Raw genomic sequence first — 16567 nt, 5'->3', positions numbered from 1 at the left:
AGAAAGGCTATTATGAAAATCATTATCCAACGGGTTAAAAAAGCCCAAGTGAGTATCGAAGGTCAGGTTCAGGGGAAAATCAATCAGGGCCTCTTATTGCTGGTTGGTGTTGGGCCAGAGGACCAAGAGGAAGATTTGGACTATGCTGTGAGAAAGCTTGTCAATATGCGGATTTTTTCAGACGCAGAAGGCAAGATGAACCTGTCTGTCAAAGATATTGAAGGAGAAATCCTCTCTATTTCTCAGTTTACCCTCTTTGCGGATACTAAGAAAGGCAATCGTCCAGCCTTTACAGGTGCAGCCAAGCCTGATATGGCATCAGACTTCTATGATGCTTTCAATCAAAAATTAGCGCAAGAAGTGCCCGTTCAGACAGGCATCTTTGGAGCGGATATGCAGGTTGAGTTGGTCAATGACGGACCTGTTACCATAATCCTTGATACTAAAAATAGATAAGAAAGACCAAGTCCAGCCGGCTTGGTTTTTCTTATCTATCATAAAATACTCCAAAATGAAATCTGTTTCTGATAGGCCTTGGGGAAATCTTGTTTCAGGCTTTGGCTTATGCGATAGGAAGGGATGAGATGACCTATGATTAGGAGAGTTCCCTGAAGGAAAAGTGGGACATCACTTAAAAACAGCAAGGAGAGCATCATCAGGATATCCCATAGGAGGATTTGTAAGGTAAAACGCCAGAATCTTGGTCTAATCTGGGAATAGAGGTGACTAAAGTGGTCACAAAGTTGGTTAGAAAGATAGGTCAATAGCACAGGATGAAAGAAAATGACCCAACCGCTATAAATCAAAATCCAGTCCCAAGTAAGCCCCTCTTTAAATGTCAAAAATGCCAGCATGATTCCATCAATGACAAGGAGTTGAGTGGTTTTGATGAAGATGATTTTTTTCATGCTAAAACCTCCTTTTCCTTAGAGACACTCTCATAAAGAGATGTGTTTATCGTAAAAATCTGGATAGTGTTCTCTTAGGTAGTCAGCCGTCATATAATATAAAGTAGAATGGCAAGCAGTGATGATTGGCATAAGAGATGAAAAACGATGAGAACTAACGAAGGCTAAAAGGACAAAAAATAGAAAATCAATGGAGAGAACCCCTAAATAGTAGAAGCGAATCTTTTTATTGATTTGAGGATAAATCTCAGTGAATTGATGTTTGAGTCGGACAACCAAGCGAAACAGCAGTAGTCCTTGAGCAAGGAGGAAAATAAAACCAGAGAGCAAGAGCCAGTCCAAAGATGTCTCGGGTCTTTTGCTAAAAAATGCCAATAGTAGCAAATCGATAACTGCAATTGCTACGAAATGGAGTCTAAAGAGATTTTTCATAAGATGACCTCCCTCTTTTATCTAGCTTCATTCTACTCCAAAAGAATGGGAGTTACAAGTGAAATGATAAAAATAGCAGAAGGGAGATTCTCTTAAGTCGACTTGTTTTTTTATTTAAGTTTTCTTCTATTACCTAACTTCTTCATCATTCCAGACAAATAAAGCTCCGATTGCATTGAGGATATAAAAGATGTATTTTCCGATATTGGCAAAGTTTCCTTGAATACCAGCTTTTGTCAGCTGAACGAAATTGTAAATCAACCAGAAGCCCCACTGTGTTGTTAGTTTCAATGCGTTAAAAGCATTGGCAATGAGGGACAGTGCAAAGGCAATAGTTGTTACGTAGGCAAGGAGATTCATCTTGCCACCATAGCCGATATAGTTGGTCGCAAAGGCAAAGAGGAAGGCGATGATTGAAATGATGATGGCCGCTAATTTTACCTGTTTTTGGCTCATTTGGTTGGGTCTGCCTTCTTGCGAAGCTTCCCATTTCTTAATAGCAAAGGTATAAATGAGGAAGGTGACGGGATAGGTAATGATAGCTGCCTTATTTCCAAGGATATAATCAATAGCACCGGACAAAATGGTATTAACAATACCAAAGTAATTTCCCCATTTGCTTAATTTTCCCGTGAAACGAGTGGATAACATGGAAATCCCAACGTTGGTTACGGAAATCAATCCAAAGGGTACAAGTGCTGTCCATGGTCCCCAGTCTACAAATTTATCGAGGCGGGAGTTGAGGTAACCAGATGCAATCGCAATCCCAACGACCAAAGCAACGCCGAAGAGGTCAAACCATTTGGATGTCGCAAAAATTTTTAGTGATTTTTTCATAGGTTAAACTATCTTTCTTTTTTTTTACAAATATTCTACAACTAAATGAAAGTAAAATCAAATGATAGAAATAAAACCCTGAAAATAAAACTTTCAGGGTTGGTAGGGTGCTTGAGAAATTAGTCGATTTTTTCGACATAGAGTTGTTTGGCAATGTCCATACTTACTTGTAAATCCTCGTTTTTACTGAGGATAGTGAAGGTATTGCTAAAGCCATCAAACTGCTGGACTTGGAGTTGGTCACCGATGTGAAGTGAGTGCTTGTCCAGATAATGGAGAATGTCAAAACTATCGTGCACCCGAGTCAGGCGGTAGGCACCAGCTTCCTTGATGTCAGCTAGTGGCAGGTTATTGATTTCAACTAAGAGTTCTCCCTTGGCAGGAATAGTTCCTCCGTGAGGGCAGGTCTTGGGGAATCCAAGTAATTTTTCTAGTCTCTCCACGAATAAATCAGAGACAGTGTGTTCCAAGACTTCAGCTTCCTCGTGAATCTGGTTACTCGTATAGTCTAAATGATGGACTAGAAAAACTTCAATCAAACGGTGCTTACGATAGAGCTCAGAGACCAGTTTGAGGCCGATGTCAGTCAGTAGATAGCCGCATTCCTTGTCCTTGAGGATGAGGTTTTCGCTCTTCATCCGTTTAATCATTTCAGTTACGGCAGGGGGAGAGACTTGCATACGAGCCGCAATTTCCTTGTTGGTAATCTTATGCAAATCTATGCCAATTTCATAAATACACTTTAGATAATCTTCTTTATTCGGGGTCATTCGTTTCCTCTTGTCTAATATCTTTATCTAGTATATCAAAAAAAGCTAGATTTCTCTAGCTATCTGCCACAATGGCTTCTAATTTAGTTCTTTAGCAGCTGCAATTGCGGCTTCGAAGTTTGGTTCAGAGTTGATATTGTCCACGTATTCAACGTAGCGAATAGTATTGTCAGTATCGAGGACAAAAACTGCGCGTGCCAATAGGTGCCACTCATTGATTAAGAGGGCATAATCACGTCCAAAGGAATGGTCGAAATAGTCTGAGAGCATGATGGCATTTTCAATGCCTTCAGCACCACACCAACGTTTTTGGGCAAATGGTAGGTCCATAGAAACAGTCAATACGACTGTGTTGTCCAGTCCAGCCAGTTCTTCATTAAAACGACGCGTTTGAGTTGAGCAGATGCCTGTATCGATAGAAGGCACGACACTCAAGACTTTTTTCTTTCCATCAAAATCAGCCAGAGATTTTTTAGAAAGGTCTGTTGTAGTAAGTGAAAAATCAAGTGCCTTGTCGCCGACTTGTAGTTGTTTACCTGTAAAGCTCACAGGATTTCCGAGAAAAGTTACCATAGGATACTCCAATCTTTTTTCTTCCATTTTAGCTGAAACAGTCGGAATTTTCCAATGATTTGACCGGAAATATGGGCATAGAAAAAACGCCAGCTCATGAGAGAATGACGTTTTTCAGAGTATTATTTTGCCAATCCTTCAGCAATCTTGTCAAGGTTGTATTTCATCATGTTGTAGTAACTGTCGCCTTCTTTACCTTGTTCTGCGATAGAGTCAGTAAAGATTTGTGCGTAGATTGGGATGTTTGTATCTTGTGAAACAGTCTTCATTGGACGGTCATCCACACTTGATTCTACAAAGAGGGAAGGAGTTTTTGTTTGGCGAAGTTTTTCAACCAAGGTCTTGATTTGGTCAGGAGTTCCTTCTTCTTCAGTATTAATTTCCCAAATATAGGCACTTGGGACACCGTAGGCTTTAGAGAAGTATTTGAAGCATCCTTCGCTGGTTACAATGAGTTTTTTCTCAGCAGGGATGTTGTTAAATTTCTCCTTAGCTTCCTTGTCAAGTTTGTCTAGCTTATCAGTATATTCTTTGAGATTTTTTTCGTAGAATTCCTTGTTGCTAGGGTCTTTAGCACTCAATTGTTTTGCGATGTTTTTAGCAAAAATCATCCCGTTTTCAAGGTTAAGCCAAGCGTGTGGGTCTTCTTTGCCTTTTTCGTTTTGACCTTCAAGGTAGATAACATCAACGCCTTCGCTGACTGCAAAGTAGTCTTTGTTTTCAGTTTTCTTGGCATTTTCTACCAATTTTGTAAACCAAGCATTGCCACCTGTTTCAAGGTTGATACCGTTATAGAAAATCAAATCAGCTTGAGATGTTTTCTTAACGTCTTCAGGGAGTGGTTCGTATTCGTGTGGGTCTTGACCAACAGGAACGATACTGTGAAGATCAATCTTGTCACCAGCAATATTTTTAGTGATATCAGCGATGATAGAGTTTGTAGCAACAACTTTTAGTTTTTGACCAGAAGCTGCATCTTTTTTTCCGCTAGCACATGCTACGAGAACAATGGCGGAAAGAAAAAGAACCAACAATGTACCTAATTTTTTCATTAGATCCTCCAATTTATTGGGGCTTTACCCCTTATTTTAACAAATGTTTATTTTTTAGTTTCAAATATCGTTGTTTTGGAGCGATAAAGAAGCTAATGAGAAAGAAACTAGCGGCTGTAAGCACGATACTAGAACCTGCCGCAACGTTAAAGCTATAACCGATAAAGAGTCCCAAAACTGAAGCTGTAGCTCCAAAGGTTGAGGAAAGGAAAATCATGCTTTTCAGGCTATTAGCATAAAGATAAGCAGTTGCAGCTGGGGTAATCAGCATGGCTACAATCAGGATAGTTCCGACACTTTGCATGGCTGTCACAGACACGAGAGTCAGGAGTACCATGAGAAGGTAGTGATAGAAATTGACAGGCATTCCCATGGCTTTGGCCAAGAGTTCATCAAAGGAAGTTATCAAGAGTTGCTTGAAGAAAATCCAGATTAACAAGAGAATGATTGCCCCAACACCCATAGTAATAAACATATCCGTATCTTGGACGGCTAGGATATTACCAAAAAGGATATGGAAAAGGTCAGTTGAACTTTTAGCGACACTAATCAAGATGATACCGAGGGCTAAGAAAGAAGAAAAGGTAATGCCGATGGCGGTATCGCTTTTGATAATCGAGTTTCCCTTGATGTAGGTAATGATGATAGCAGCTAGCAATCCAAAGACAACGGCTCCGATAAAGAAGTCAAGGCCCAAGATGAAGGAGAGGGCTACACCTGGCAAGACAGCATGTGAAATGGCATCTCCCATGAGTGACATCCCGCGTAGGATGATGAAACATCCCACAGCTCCAGCTACGACCCCGACGACAATGGCTGTTATCAAGGCATTTTGTAAGAAATGGAATTTTTGCAATCCATCGATAAATTCTGCAATCATAGGTCACCTCCATTGAAAAAGAGTCGATTACCGTAAGCTTCTTTGAGATTGGCTTCGGTAAAGGTTTCTTTGGTTGGACCAAAGGCAATCACTTCTCGATTGACAAGCAAGACTTGATCGAAGTAGTGGGGAACCTTGCTGAGATCGTGGTGGACGATGAGAACCGTCTTCCCAGCTTTTTTCAAATCTCTCAGCGTATTCATGATGATTTCCTCACTGACAGAGTCAATCCCAACAAAGGGTTCATCCAAGAGGATATAATCGGCTTCCTGCACCAAGCATCTGGCAATCAAAACCCGCTGGAATTGACCTCCAGACAGTTGACTGATTTGCCGTTCAGCATAGTCAGCTAGACCGACGATTTCAAGGGCTTCTTGCACTTTCTTCCAATGTTTAGCCTTTAAACTTCGAAAGAGAGGGATAGAGGGAAAGAGTCCTAACGAGACACATTCCTTGACCTTGATGGGAAAGTTGTAGTCGATATTGATTTTTTGTTCGACATAGGCGATTCGATGTAAGGATTTTTTAACTTCCTTGTCATCGAGAAATGCCTGACCTTGATGTGGGATAATTCCCAGCATCCCTTTTAATAATGTTGATTTTCCAGCACCGTTTGGACCAATGATTCCGGTAATTGTTGGTCCTTGGAGCACTAGTGAAATATCCTTAAGTGCCAACGTTTCTTTGTAGGAGACACTGAGGTTTTCGATACGTATCATAAACTTGTATTCCTCCTGTCTCTTAATATACATTAAAAAAAAAATTAAGTCAAGTTAATTTTTGAAAAATTTAAAATAATAACTGAAAAACAATAGAAAATATCAGTTCATTTTTAATTGCATTCCCAGGTAATTTTTGTTAAGCTAAAAGCAAGTACAAATGAAAGCGAGAACAAGATGACACGTTATCAAGACGATTTTTATGATGCAATCAATGGAGAATGGCAGAAGACAGCTGAAATCCCAGCCGATAAGTCTCAAACGGGAGGATTTGTTGATTTAGACCAGGAAATTGAAGACCTGATGCTGGCGACAACAGACAAGTGGTTGGCAGGTGAAGAAGTGCCTGAGGATGCTATTTTGGCAAACTTTGTCAAATACCACCGCCTAGTTCGTGATTTTGACAAGAGAGAAGCTGACGGTATCACACCTGTTTTGCCTCTTCTTAAGGAGTTCCAAGAATTGGAGACTTTTGCGGATTTCACTGCCAAACTAGCAGAGTTTGAACTTGCTGGCAAACCTAACTTCCTTCCTTTTGGTGTATCACCAGACTTTATGGATGCAAGAATCAACGTTTTATGGGCCAGCGCTCCAAGCACGATCCTGCCAGATACAACCTACTATGCAGAAGACCATCCTCAGCGCGAAGAGCTCTTAACTCTTTGGAAAGAAACTAGTGCCAATCTTCTCAAGGCTTATGATTTCTCTGATGAAGAAATTGAAGACTTGCTAGAAAAAAGACTAGAATTGGACCGTCGCGTGGCGGCAGTGGTGCTTTCTAATGAAGAAAGTTCGGAATATGCTAAACTCTACCATCCATATTCTTATGAAGATTTTAAAAAATTCGCGCCTGCTCTACCTTTGGATGACTTCTTCCAAGCAGTTCTTGGACAAGTACCAGACAAGGTTATCGTAGACGAGGAACGTTTCTGGCAAGCAGCAGATCAATTCTATAGTGAAGAGGCATGGCCTCTTCTCAAGGCAACCTTAATTTTAAGTGTTGTCAATCTTTCAACCAGCTATTTAACAGAAGAAATCCGTGTCTTGTCAGGTGCCTACAGCCGTGCGCTTTCTGGAGTTCCAGAAGCCAAAGACAAGGTTAAAGCAGCCTACCAGCTAGCACAAGGTCCATTCAAACAAGCTTTGGGTCTCTGGTATGCCCATGAAAAATTCTCACCAGAAGCCAAAGCAGACGTGGAGAGAAAAGTGGCAACTATGATCGATGTCTATAAGGAACGCTTGGCTAAAAATGACTGGCTAACTCCTGAAACTCGTGACAAGGCCATCGTCAAACTCAATGTCATCAAGCCTTATATCGGTTACCCAGAAGAATTGCCAGTACGCTACAAAGACAAGGTAGTAGATGAAAATGCTAGTCTTTTTGACAATGCTCTAGCCTTTGCGCGTGTGGAAATCAAGCACAGTTGGAGCAAGTGGAACCAGCCTGTAGACTACAAGGAATGGGGAATGCCTGCTCATATGGTCAATGCCTACTACAATCCACAAAAGAACCTGATTGTCTTTCCAGCGGCTATTTTACAGGCGCCTTTCTATGACTTGCATCAGTCATCTTCTGCTAACTACGGTGGTATTGGGGCGGTTATTGCCCATGAAATTTCCCATGCCTTTGATACCAACGGAGCTTCTTTTGATGAAAATGGTAGCCTCAAAGATTGGTGGACAGAGAGTGACTATGCTGCCTTCAAGGAGAAAACACAAAAAGTCATTGACCAATTTGATGGACAAGATTCTTATGGAGCAACCATCAACGGTAAATTGACTGTATCAGAAAACGTGGCTGACTTGGGAGGAATCGCTGCAGCGCTTGAAGCAGCCAAGAGAGAACCAGACTTCTCAGCAGAAGAATTTTTCTACAACTTCGGTCGCATCTGGCGCATGAAAGGTCGTCCAGAATTTATGAAACTTTTGGCTAGTGTCGATGTGCACGCACCAGCCAAACTCCGTGTCAATGTGCAAGTACCAAACTTCGATGATTTCTTTACAACCTATGATGTCAAAGAAGGAGATGGTATGTGGCGTTCACCAGAAGACCGCGTGATTATTTGGTAATGAATCGAATCTAATACTAAAATCCGTAAATCTGTATAGGATGGGTTAGAGAGGTTAATATGAAGAAATTTTTAATGATATTTTCAGCTATTCTTACTGTTTTTGTTTTAGCATCTTGTGGTGCAAACAAAAAAGATGAAAAAATAGAACCTTCGGCAACACAATCATCTTCTACCAAAGAGGAACAGAAGGAAAGCTCTACGAAGTCAGAGAGCCAAACTAGTACAAGTTCTTCAATGGCAACGCCGTCAACAACAATGGAAACGAAAAGCGAAACAGGAAAAGATTTGTACAAGGAAGTAATAGAGCGGTACAATCACTATCAGGCACTTTTAAGTAGTGGCGACCGAGAATCCTTGTATGAAAAGTTGAAACAGAACAAGATTTTTTCTGAAGAGTATGGCTATATCTTTACACTAAGCACCTACGATAAACCAGCTAGTCTTCATTATGTGTTTGCTGATTTAAATAATGATGGTCAGGATGAATTGATTATTGGAGATAAAAAATATATAGGGGCCATTTACTATTTAGAGAATAAACAACCAAAGTTGCTTCATACAGCTTATGTAGCTTCTGCAGGTGGTTTTCGTTCCAGTTTAGTTATTTATGAAAACGGTCAAGTCAGATATGCAGACTGGCAGTCAACACGTCCAGAAATGAACTTAAGTCTATATGCTTTTGATAAAGACGGAGTACAGAAGATTAAAGAAGGTATTTTTCAAATTGGTAGTGATCAAAAGCCAGAGCAAATCTTAGGGATTTCTTCTAATGAACTTGATTTAGCTAAATTTGATTGGAAAGAATTTTAGCCAGTCAACTAGTATTTGATGAAATTTAAAACTAGGCTAGATTCTAAAGTCAAAGAATGGAGAATTGAATAGCAGAACACAAAAACCAAGGAGAAAAATTCCTTGGTTTTTTGCTTGCTAGAAAAAGGGATTGAAAGTCTTTTCGTGGGCAATAGTAGTAGCTGGACCATGCCCTGGATAGACGTCATAGTTTGGCAGGGTGAAGAGTTGGGTCTGGATGCTATGAAGGAGTTGCTCCATGCTACCAGTCGGAAGGTCGGTCCGTCCGATTGTTTCTCGGAAAAGAGCATCCCCTGTTAAGACTAGGTGAGCATCAGGAAAGACGATAGAAACACCACCGATAGAGTGACCAGGTGTTGGCAAGACAGTGAAACGAAATTCCTCTAGTTGGTATTCTTCATGAAAGGCAAAGGTGTGTTCTGCAGGTTTTGCGACCACATCTGCCATATCATCGTGGCGAGGAAGCCCAGAGAGATTATCGACAGGAGTATATAGCCAGCTGGCTTCACTCTCTGCGATATAGACAGGAGGATTGCCAAAAGTCTCGCGAACTAGGTCTAAACTCATGATATGGTCATAATGGGCGTGGGTCAAGAGAATAGCACAGATAGGTTTGTTGATGTTCTCTATTGTCTGACGAATAGCTTCCCAATGGCTACCAGGGTCGACAACGATGAGGTATTTTTCACCTTCCAGGTAATAGGTGTTTTCATAGGCAACAGGATTCACAGTTTTATGGATTTTCATACTAGCTCCGATCTCAAAGAATGTACTAAATTAAGTATAGCACAGTTGGGGAGAATAAAGTGGATAGAAAATCCTTCTCTTTTAAAGAAGGTTACTGGTTATCTATTTCATTCTGTCTAAAATAAAGATAGCTATTTTTAGAGTTATGAACTAGCTAGAGTTTTTAATTAACTGGAATTTAAAATAAATCTAATGAGCTGGAGAGTAAATTATTGAAAAAATGGATAATGAATCAAAAAAATTGTATCTTACAGTAGAGACAAGTTTTTGTCTGTGAACAGCAAAATATACATGTAAAGTTAATTTAAATTAATATATTGAAACCACAAAATATAGTATGTAACCTATAACTCTTTGATATATCTAACAAAACAAGTTAAATAGTCTGAAAATTGTTGTATTTTTGGAAAATATTTATTTTAAATTTAGAATAAAAAATAAGCCATTTTATTTGCCATAGACTAGTAAATATGATATCATAAAGCTGTATGTTGTAGACAATTTTATGATATTGAAAATGACTTCTAACATCTTTTGTTTTCATCTGAGGTTAGATGTGAGTTTGCGATATCAATAACTTGTAAATTGACATCAAAATAAAAAAGGAGGTTGTGGGTCTAAATGAAAGGCAAGCAACAACAAGATTTTAGAGTAGAAAAGTACATCCGTTACGGTATCCGGAAATATAGCTTTGGAGCAGCATCAGTAGCAGTTGCAGCTGGTTTGATGTTCCTTGGAAATGGTGCGGTATCAGCAACGGAAGTTCAAGGTGCAGAAGCATCAGTAGCTGCAACTACTGCGCCAGCAAATCAAGCGGATTCTAATAAAGAAAAGGAAGCCGTGAAGCCAGAAACTAAAGTAGAAGAAGCGAAACCTGAAGTTAAAGTACAGGAAGCTAAGAAAGCAAATAAAGCAGCTCTTGAAGCGAATATTGCTACTTTAGAAATGAAATTAGCATCTGCTAAAAATGCAGATGCGTCTGTAGTAAACTCAGCTAAGGAAGTTTTAGCTACAGCTAAAGCAACACTTTCAAATCCAGAAGCAAGTCAATTGGATGTGAATACTTTAGCTGACAAACTTTCAGCATTGGGTCAAGCCGTAGCTGAATCAGATGCCATGGGTCAACAGAAAAAATTAGAAGCTGAAAAAGCAGCTGCTAAAGCCGAAGCTGAAAAGAAAGCTACTCCAGCAGAAAAATCTCTTTCAGAAGCTAAAACAGCACTTGACAAAGCTTCATCTGAAGCAGAAGTGACTAATAAATTAGTAACTGCTGAACTTTCTAAAAAGGAAGTGAAGGAAGAAAACAAAGCGGCTGTTGAAGCGGCAGTAGCTAAAAACCAAGCAGTTCTTGCGGAAACAAAATCTCTTTTAGCTGAAAAGAGCGTGACCAAAGAGCAAGTGGATGCACAACTTGCACGCCTGAATGAGTCAATCCTTGCAGTATACAATGAGCTGAAAAATGCAGGTATTGGTCGTGATGGTAAGTTTTCAGCAGTCTTAGCAGACATTGCTGATACGGTTACAACTCCACCTCTTTCAGAAGAAGAACAAGCAAATCACTGGAAGCAATACGCAGATAAAAACACAGAACGTCTGACAAAACAAATCAAGTGGTTTGACATTTCAAATCCGAAAGCGACAATTGAAAATCTTGGTGATGGTGGTAAGCTTAAAGTAGGTACTAAGTTTACACAAGAAATCTCTCCAGGATATGTTGTGACTTTGACAGTTACTAAACTAGCACCATTTAACTCAACGGATGAGTACAAAAAACGTGGTGGAGCAGGATACGATGCCAATGCTCAAAACGTATACAAAGACAATACTCCAGCTGAGTTGAAAGTCGTAAACCAAGGTTCATACTCAGTTGCGAAAACAAACGGTATGGATACTAAAGGTAAAACAGTTATTCAATCTGTAGTAGATGGAGCTAACGTAGGGGTAGAATTCTCAGTTAAAGCTACGTTAAATGGAACAGAAGTTCCAGCCAACGTTGTATTCTTAACAGGGGAAGAAGCTGGTTCTTCAGAAATTGAAATCTATAAAACAGATGGTGATGGTTTCGAGTTAGTAACTGAGTTATCAAACTCTAATGTCCCAGGTAAAGAAACAGCTCGTTCATATATTGGGGAAATCTATGAACGCAGAACAGTGGCTACTGCTGGTCATGGACAAAATCGTGCAGATGGCCAATTAGGTATTTCTTACACGCTTGAAGGAAGTGGTAAACCAGCTTTCGCTCCATTCTTAGCTGACAAAGGTGCAGGATTCTTCAATACAACAGTTACATCAGATACAGTAATTACTGCAACAGCAAAAGATGGAACGATTCATGCGGATGGATTAGGGACACAAGTTTTCGGACCGTTCTCAACTCACCGTGATTCAGGTTTCTCCACTCCATTGGTAATGACTCGTAATGCCAAAAATATTGGTATGTATATTATGTCTAATGGGCAACAAGGATCTATGCTTGGATTTATGGTTCTAGATCAAGGGGATGCTCCAGCTTCATACGGAAGAGTAGCCCACTCTATCTCTAAATCTGATGGACAAAAACAACCATACTTAGGTTCTGTACCGGCTGACGTTGATGTTCGTACAACTCCAATTAACAAAACAAATGCCTTTGTATACGATGATATCAATGGTATCGGTGCCGCGGATGAAGGTGCTCGTCAATTGATGGGTGATGATGTTGCTCCAAATGATAACTATAAGTTGAAAAAAGTTAACGATGGAACTTACTCAATGACCTTCGATGCCCACCTAGACGGAGAAGCTAAAGCTTACGTTAACGGTTGGATTGACTTTAACAACAATGGTAAATTTGATGAAGATGAAGCCGCTGGTGTGACAGAAGTGACTGCTGATGGTAAGGTTACTCTTACTTGGACAAACACAGTTCAAAATGTGGATACCAGTGCAACAAAATTAGCTACACGTCTTCGTATTGCATACGATAAAGCAGATGTTAAGGCTCCTACTGGTATTGCCTACTCAGGTGAAGTAGAAGATTTCCAAATCCAACAAACAATTCCACCACGTGGAACTAAGAGAGAAACAACAGATGTACAAGGTGCAACTCAGAATTCTACTGTTGCCTTTAATGCATATGGTCAAAAGAACTATGATTTTGATAAAGACAATGCAATAGATACAACTGTTAAATCACAGATCGTTAAACCAGATGGTACATTAGTAACAGATGCTGACCTAGTAGATGGATACTATGTAGTACCAGGGCAAGGTAAATACAAGATTACTGATAACGGTGCAAATGTAGATGTAGAATTTATCCCAGAAGCAAACTTTGTAGGTACAGCAGATGGTATTACGATTCGTCGTACAGATATCAATGGTAACACTACTGGTTGGGGTAACGAAGGTCGCCAAATCATCGGTGGTGCAGGTGAAGCTAAAGACCAACTAGAATTAGTCAGTGAACAAGTTCAACTAACTGGCTTAGCTGCTAAAGGTTCTATGGATGGTCGTTACATTCCAACAGTAACTCCAAAAGCAATCGTTGGAACTCCAGAAGAGTCAACTGATATCCAAGGTAAACCACAAACGAAAACACCTAAATTCTCAATCGACGTAGATAAAGATGGAGATGGAACTGCACCAGATGCGGTAACACCAAGTGCACAATACCCAGCTAAATTGGTAGATCCAGCGACTGGACAACCAACAGATGAAACAACTGTAACTGTAAAAGGTGAAGGAACTTATACAATCGATCCAACAACTGGAGCGGTAACATTTACTCCAGAACCACAATTTACAGGAACTGCTAAAGGTATTGATGTATCATTAACAGCACCAGTAGGTCAAGATAAAAATGGTCAACCTGTAACAGCTACAGCTACTGCAAAATACACTCCAACTGTAACACCTGTCAACCCAACAGCAACTCCAGCTACTTCAACAGGAGTACAAGGTGAAACTCAAACAGGTAAACCAACATTTACAGAAGGTAATACAGAAGTACCTATTAAAGAGGGTTCTGTAAAATTATTAAATCCAGATGGAACAGAAGCAAATGGACCAGTAGATGCTTTAGATCCAAGTGGTAAAAAAGTTGGGGAATACACTGTAGATCCAACAACAGGTGTAGTAACATTCACGCCAACAGACAAATCTTACACAGGACCAGTACAACCAGCTAAAGTTCAAGCTGAAGATAAGAATGGAACAAAAGTTTCTACAACTTACACTCCAAACATCGTAGGAGTAACACCAACAGCAACACCAGCTACAACTGAAGATGTTCAAGGTAAGACTCAAGAAAGTCCAGTTTCATTTGAAGCAGGAAAAACTACAATTGCTGGAGAAGAAAAAACTGTAGAAATCGATCCATCTACTTACACACTTCTAGGTGAAGATGGACAACCAGCTACTGAAGTACCAGCTAAAGATCCAGAAGGAAACGTAATTGGTAAGTACACTCTTAAAACTGTAGATGGAAAAGCTGTTGCAGTATTCGAACCAACAGATAAGACATATTCAGGTGAAGTACAACCAGTACGAGTTCAAGCTAAAGATAAGAATGGTACAGCTGTAGAAACAACTTACACACCGAAGATTACTCCGGTAGTTCCAACAGCAGAACCAGCTACATCAGAAGCTATCCAAGGTGAAACTCAAAAAGGAACTCCAACATTCGCTCCTGGAGACACTATTGCTCCAATCAAAGAGAACTCTTACAAGCTTCTTGATAAAGAAGGAAATGAAGTTCCAGCTGGTCAAACAACTCCAGCATATGCTGAGGACGGAGTAACTCCAGTAGGTACTTACTCAATTGATCCAGCAACAGGTGAAGTAACCTTCACACCAACAGATAAATCTTACACAGGTAATGTTACACCTGCTGATGTTCAAGCAGAGGACGCAAATGGAACAAAAGTTTCTACAACTTATACTCCATCTATCGTACCTGTAACACCAACAGCAGAACCAGCTAAAACTGTAGATGTTCAAGGTGCAACTCAAACAGGCAAACCAGTATTCCAAGGTGGAACAGCTATGGTTAACGGTGAAGAGAAAACTGTTGAAATCGACGATACAGTACCAGCTAAATTGGTAGATCCAAAAACTGGAGAACAAGTTGATTCAGTCACTGTAGAAGGTGAAGGAACATACACAGTAGCTCCAGATGGAACAGTAACATTCAAGCCAGAACCACAATTTACAGGAGTAGCCAAAGGTGTTGAGGTAGTTCGTCAAGATAAGAACGGCACACCAGCTAAAGCTACATACACACCGGAAGTTAAACCAGTAACACCAACAGGAACAGATGCTGTAACTGAAAATATTCAAGGTTCAACTCAAACAGGTAAACCTGAATTCAAGGGTGGAACAGTAACAATCGATGGTAAAGAGAAAACTGTTGAAATCAATGAAGATAAACCAGCTAAATTGGTAGATCCAAAAACAGGAAATCCAGTTGATTCAGTAACTATCGAAGGTGAAGGAACATACACAGTAGCTCCAGATGGAACAGTTACATTCACCCCAGAAAAGAACTTCACAGGTAAAGGAACAGGTGTCACAGTTCAACGCGAAGATAAGAACGGCACGCCAGTTAAAGCTACTTACACACCAGTTGTGAAACCAGCAACACCAACAAGTTCAGATGTCATCACTACAAATGTTCAAGGTGCTACTCAAGAAGGAACACCAACATTTAAAGGTGGAAAAGTTACTGTAAATGGTGAAGAAAAAACTGTTGAAATTGATGAAGATAAACCAGCTAAATTGGTAGATCCGAAAACAGGAGATCCAGTTGATTCAGTAACTATCGAAGGTGAAGGAACATATACAGTAGCTCCAGATGGAACAGTAACCTTCACACCAGAAAAGAACTTCACAGGTAAAGGAACAGGTGTTACAGTTCAACGCGAAGATAAGAACGGCACACCAGTAACAGCTAAATACACTCCAGTTGTTAAGAAAGCAACACCAACAGGAACAGACGCTGTAACTGAAGATATCCAAGGTTCAACTCAAACAGGCAAACCAGTATTCCAAGGTGGAAAAGTTACTGTAAATGGTGAAGAAAAAACTGTAGAAATCGACGAAACTGTTAAGCCAACATTCGAAGATGGCACAACTGAGAAGAAAGTACCAGGCGAAGGAACATACACAATCGACGAGAACGGTAAAGTAACCTTCACCCCAGAGAAAACATTCACTGGTCAAGCAACAGGTGTAACTGTTAAACGTGTAGATAAGAACGGCACACCAATCACAGCTAAGTACACCCCTGTAGTCGTTCCAGTAACACCAACTTCAAAAGATTCTGAATCAGAAGGTCCTAAAGGACAACCTCAAGAAGGCACACCAACATTTGAAGGTGGAAAAGTTACAATCAATGGTAAGGAAGTTCCAGTTGAAATCGATGAAACTGTTAAACCAACATTTGACGATGGCACAACTGAGAAGAAAGTACCAGGTGAAGGAACATACACAATCGATGAAAACGGTAAAGTAACCTTCACCCCAGAACCTGACTTCGTAGGTAAAGCAACAGGCGTAACCGTTAAACGTGTAGATAAGAATGGTACACCAGTAACAGCTACTTACACTCCAACAGTTCGTCCTGATACTTCATTCGTTGATAAAGATGGCAACCCACTTTCACCAACAGAAGATGGAACTAAACCAACTAAAGATATCCCAGGATACAAGATTGTTAAAACTGAAGTAGACGAAAAAGGAAATACAAAACACATCTACGAAAAAGTTAAGACATCATTCAAGGATAA

At 40.1% G+C, this 16567-nt stretch carries 14 protein-coding genes; 4 read left to right on the top strand and 10 right to left on the bottom strand.

Annotation, left to right across the window (positions count from 1 at the left end; genetic code table 11):
* Nucleotides 1-12 precede the first annotated feature (12 nt).
* A complete protein-coding gene (gene dtd, locus HMPREF2628_RS04065) occupies nt 13-456 on the top strand; it encodes a D-aminoacyl-tRNA deacylase (protein ID WP_000691419.1) in 444 nt (147 codons plus the stop codon).
* A 38-nt stretch (nt 457-494) separates the two neighbouring features.
* Here dtd and HMPREF2628_RS10395 read toward each other — a convergent pair whose 3' ends face one another.
* The 9 genes from HMPREF2628_RS10395 to HMPREF2628_RS04020 form a co-directional block, all read right to left on the bottom strand.
* Nucleotides 495-908: a hypothetical protein gene (locus HMPREF2628_RS10395; protein WP_080977838.1), complete on the bottom strand. Its 414-nt coding sequence runs from the start codon at nt 906-908 to the stop codon at nt 495-497.
* A 30-nt stretch (nt 909-938) separates the two neighbouring features.
* Nucleotides 939-1340 carry a hypothetical protein gene (locus tag HMPREF2628_RS04055; protein WP_049488332.1) on the bottom strand — a complete coding sequence of 134 codons (402 nt, stop codon included), beginning with the start codon at nt 1338-1340 and terminating at the stop codon, nt 939-941.
* A gap of 129 nt (nt 1341-1469) precedes the next feature.
* Nucleotides 1470-2177: a nicotinamide mononucleotide transporter gene (locus tag HMPREF2628_RS04050; protein WP_180364271.1), complete on the bottom strand. Its 708-nt coding sequence runs from the start codon at nt 2175-2177 to the stop codon at nt 1470-1472.
* A complete protein-coding gene (locus tag HMPREF2628_RS11220) occupies nt 2134-2316 on the bottom strand; it encodes a hypothetical protein (protein WP_042898761.1) in 183 nt (60 codons plus the stop codon). Before HMPREF2628_RS11220 ends, HMPREF2628_RS04050 begins: the two co-directional genes overlap by 44 nt.
* Nucleotides 2297-2947 (bottom strand): metal-dependent transcriptional regulator, encoded by a 651-nt coding sequence (locus HMPREF2628_RS04040; protein WP_061590521.1) that lies wholly within the window; start codon nt 2945-2947, stop codon nt 2297-2299. The genes HMPREF2628_RS11220 and HMPREF2628_RS04040 overlap by 20 nt, the downstream gene beginning before the upstream one ends.
* A 78-nt stretch (nt 2948-3025) precedes the next feature.
* Complete coding sequence (gene tpx, locus HMPREF2628_RS04035) at nt 3026-3520, bottom strand: thiol peroxidase (protein ID WP_033682328.1); 495 nt, start codon at nt 3518-3520, stop codon at nt 3026-3028.
* Nucleotides 3521-3642: 122 nt separating this feature from the next.
* Nucleotides 3643-4572, bottom strand: a complete 930-nt coding sequence (gene psaA / locus HMPREF2628_RS04030) for a metal ABC transporter substrate-binding lipoprotein/adhesin PsaA (RefSeq protein WP_033682181.1) — start codon at nt 4570-4572, stop codon at nt 3643-3645.
* A 31-nt stretch (nt 4573-4603) separates the two neighbouring features.
* Complete coding sequence (locus tag HMPREF2628_RS04025) at nt 4604-5452, bottom strand: metal ABC transporter permease (protein WP_070842408.1); 849 nt, start codon at nt 5450-5452, stop codon at nt 4604-4606.
* The gene (locus HMPREF2628_RS04020; RefSeq protein ID WP_070842407.1) at nt 5449-6171 is read right to left on the bottom strand and encodes a metal ABC transporter ATP-binding protein; all 723 of its coding nucleotides are present in this window, start codon (nt 6169-6171) and stop codon (nt 5449-5451) included. The genes HMPREF2628_RS04025 and HMPREF2628_RS04020 overlap by 4 nt, the downstream gene beginning before the upstream one ends.
* A 177-nt stretch (nt 6172-6348) precedes the next feature.
* Between HMPREF2628_RS04020 and pepO the strand changes: the two genes are divergently transcribed.
* Both pepO and HMPREF2628_RS04010 read left to right on the top strand, forming a co-directional pair.
* Nucleotides 6349-8241: an endopeptidase PepO gene (pepO, locus tag HMPREF2628_RS04015; RefSeq protein ID WP_070842406.1), complete on the top strand. Its 1893-nt coding sequence runs from the start codon at nt 6349-6351 to the stop codon at nt 8239-8241.
* Nucleotides 8242-8300: 59 nt separating this feature from the next.
* Entirely contained in the window at nt 8301-9053 is a 753-nt protein-coding gene (locus HMPREF2628_RS04010; RefSeq protein ID WP_070842405.1) for a hypothetical protein, read from the top strand.
* 117 nt (nt 9054-9170) lie between these two features.
* Here the strand turns inward: HMPREF2628_RS04010 and HMPREF2628_RS04005 are convergent, their stop codons facing one another.
* Complete coding sequence (locus HMPREF2628_RS04005; RefSeq protein WP_070842404.1) at nt 9171-9800, bottom strand: MBL fold metallo-hydrolase; 630 nt, start codon at nt 9798-9800, stop codon at nt 9171-9173.
* 621 nt (nt 9801-10421) lie between these two features.
* Here HMPREF2628_RS04005 and HMPREF2628_RS04000 point away from each other — a divergent pair.
* Nucleotides 10422-16567 (top strand): Ig-like domain-containing protein (locus HMPREF2628_RS04000; protein WP_070842403.1); only part of this gene is annotated, 6146 nt, incomplete at its 3' end.

It is taken from the genome of Streptococcus sp. HMSC063B03, from assembly GCF_001836965.1.
Classification (GTDB): Bacteria; Bacillota; Bacilli; order Lactobacillales; family Streptococcaceae; genus Streptococcus; species Streptococcus pneumoniae_F.
Note: the sequence above shows the minus strand (reverse complement) of the source record. Positions and strands in the feature narration are given on the sequence as shown.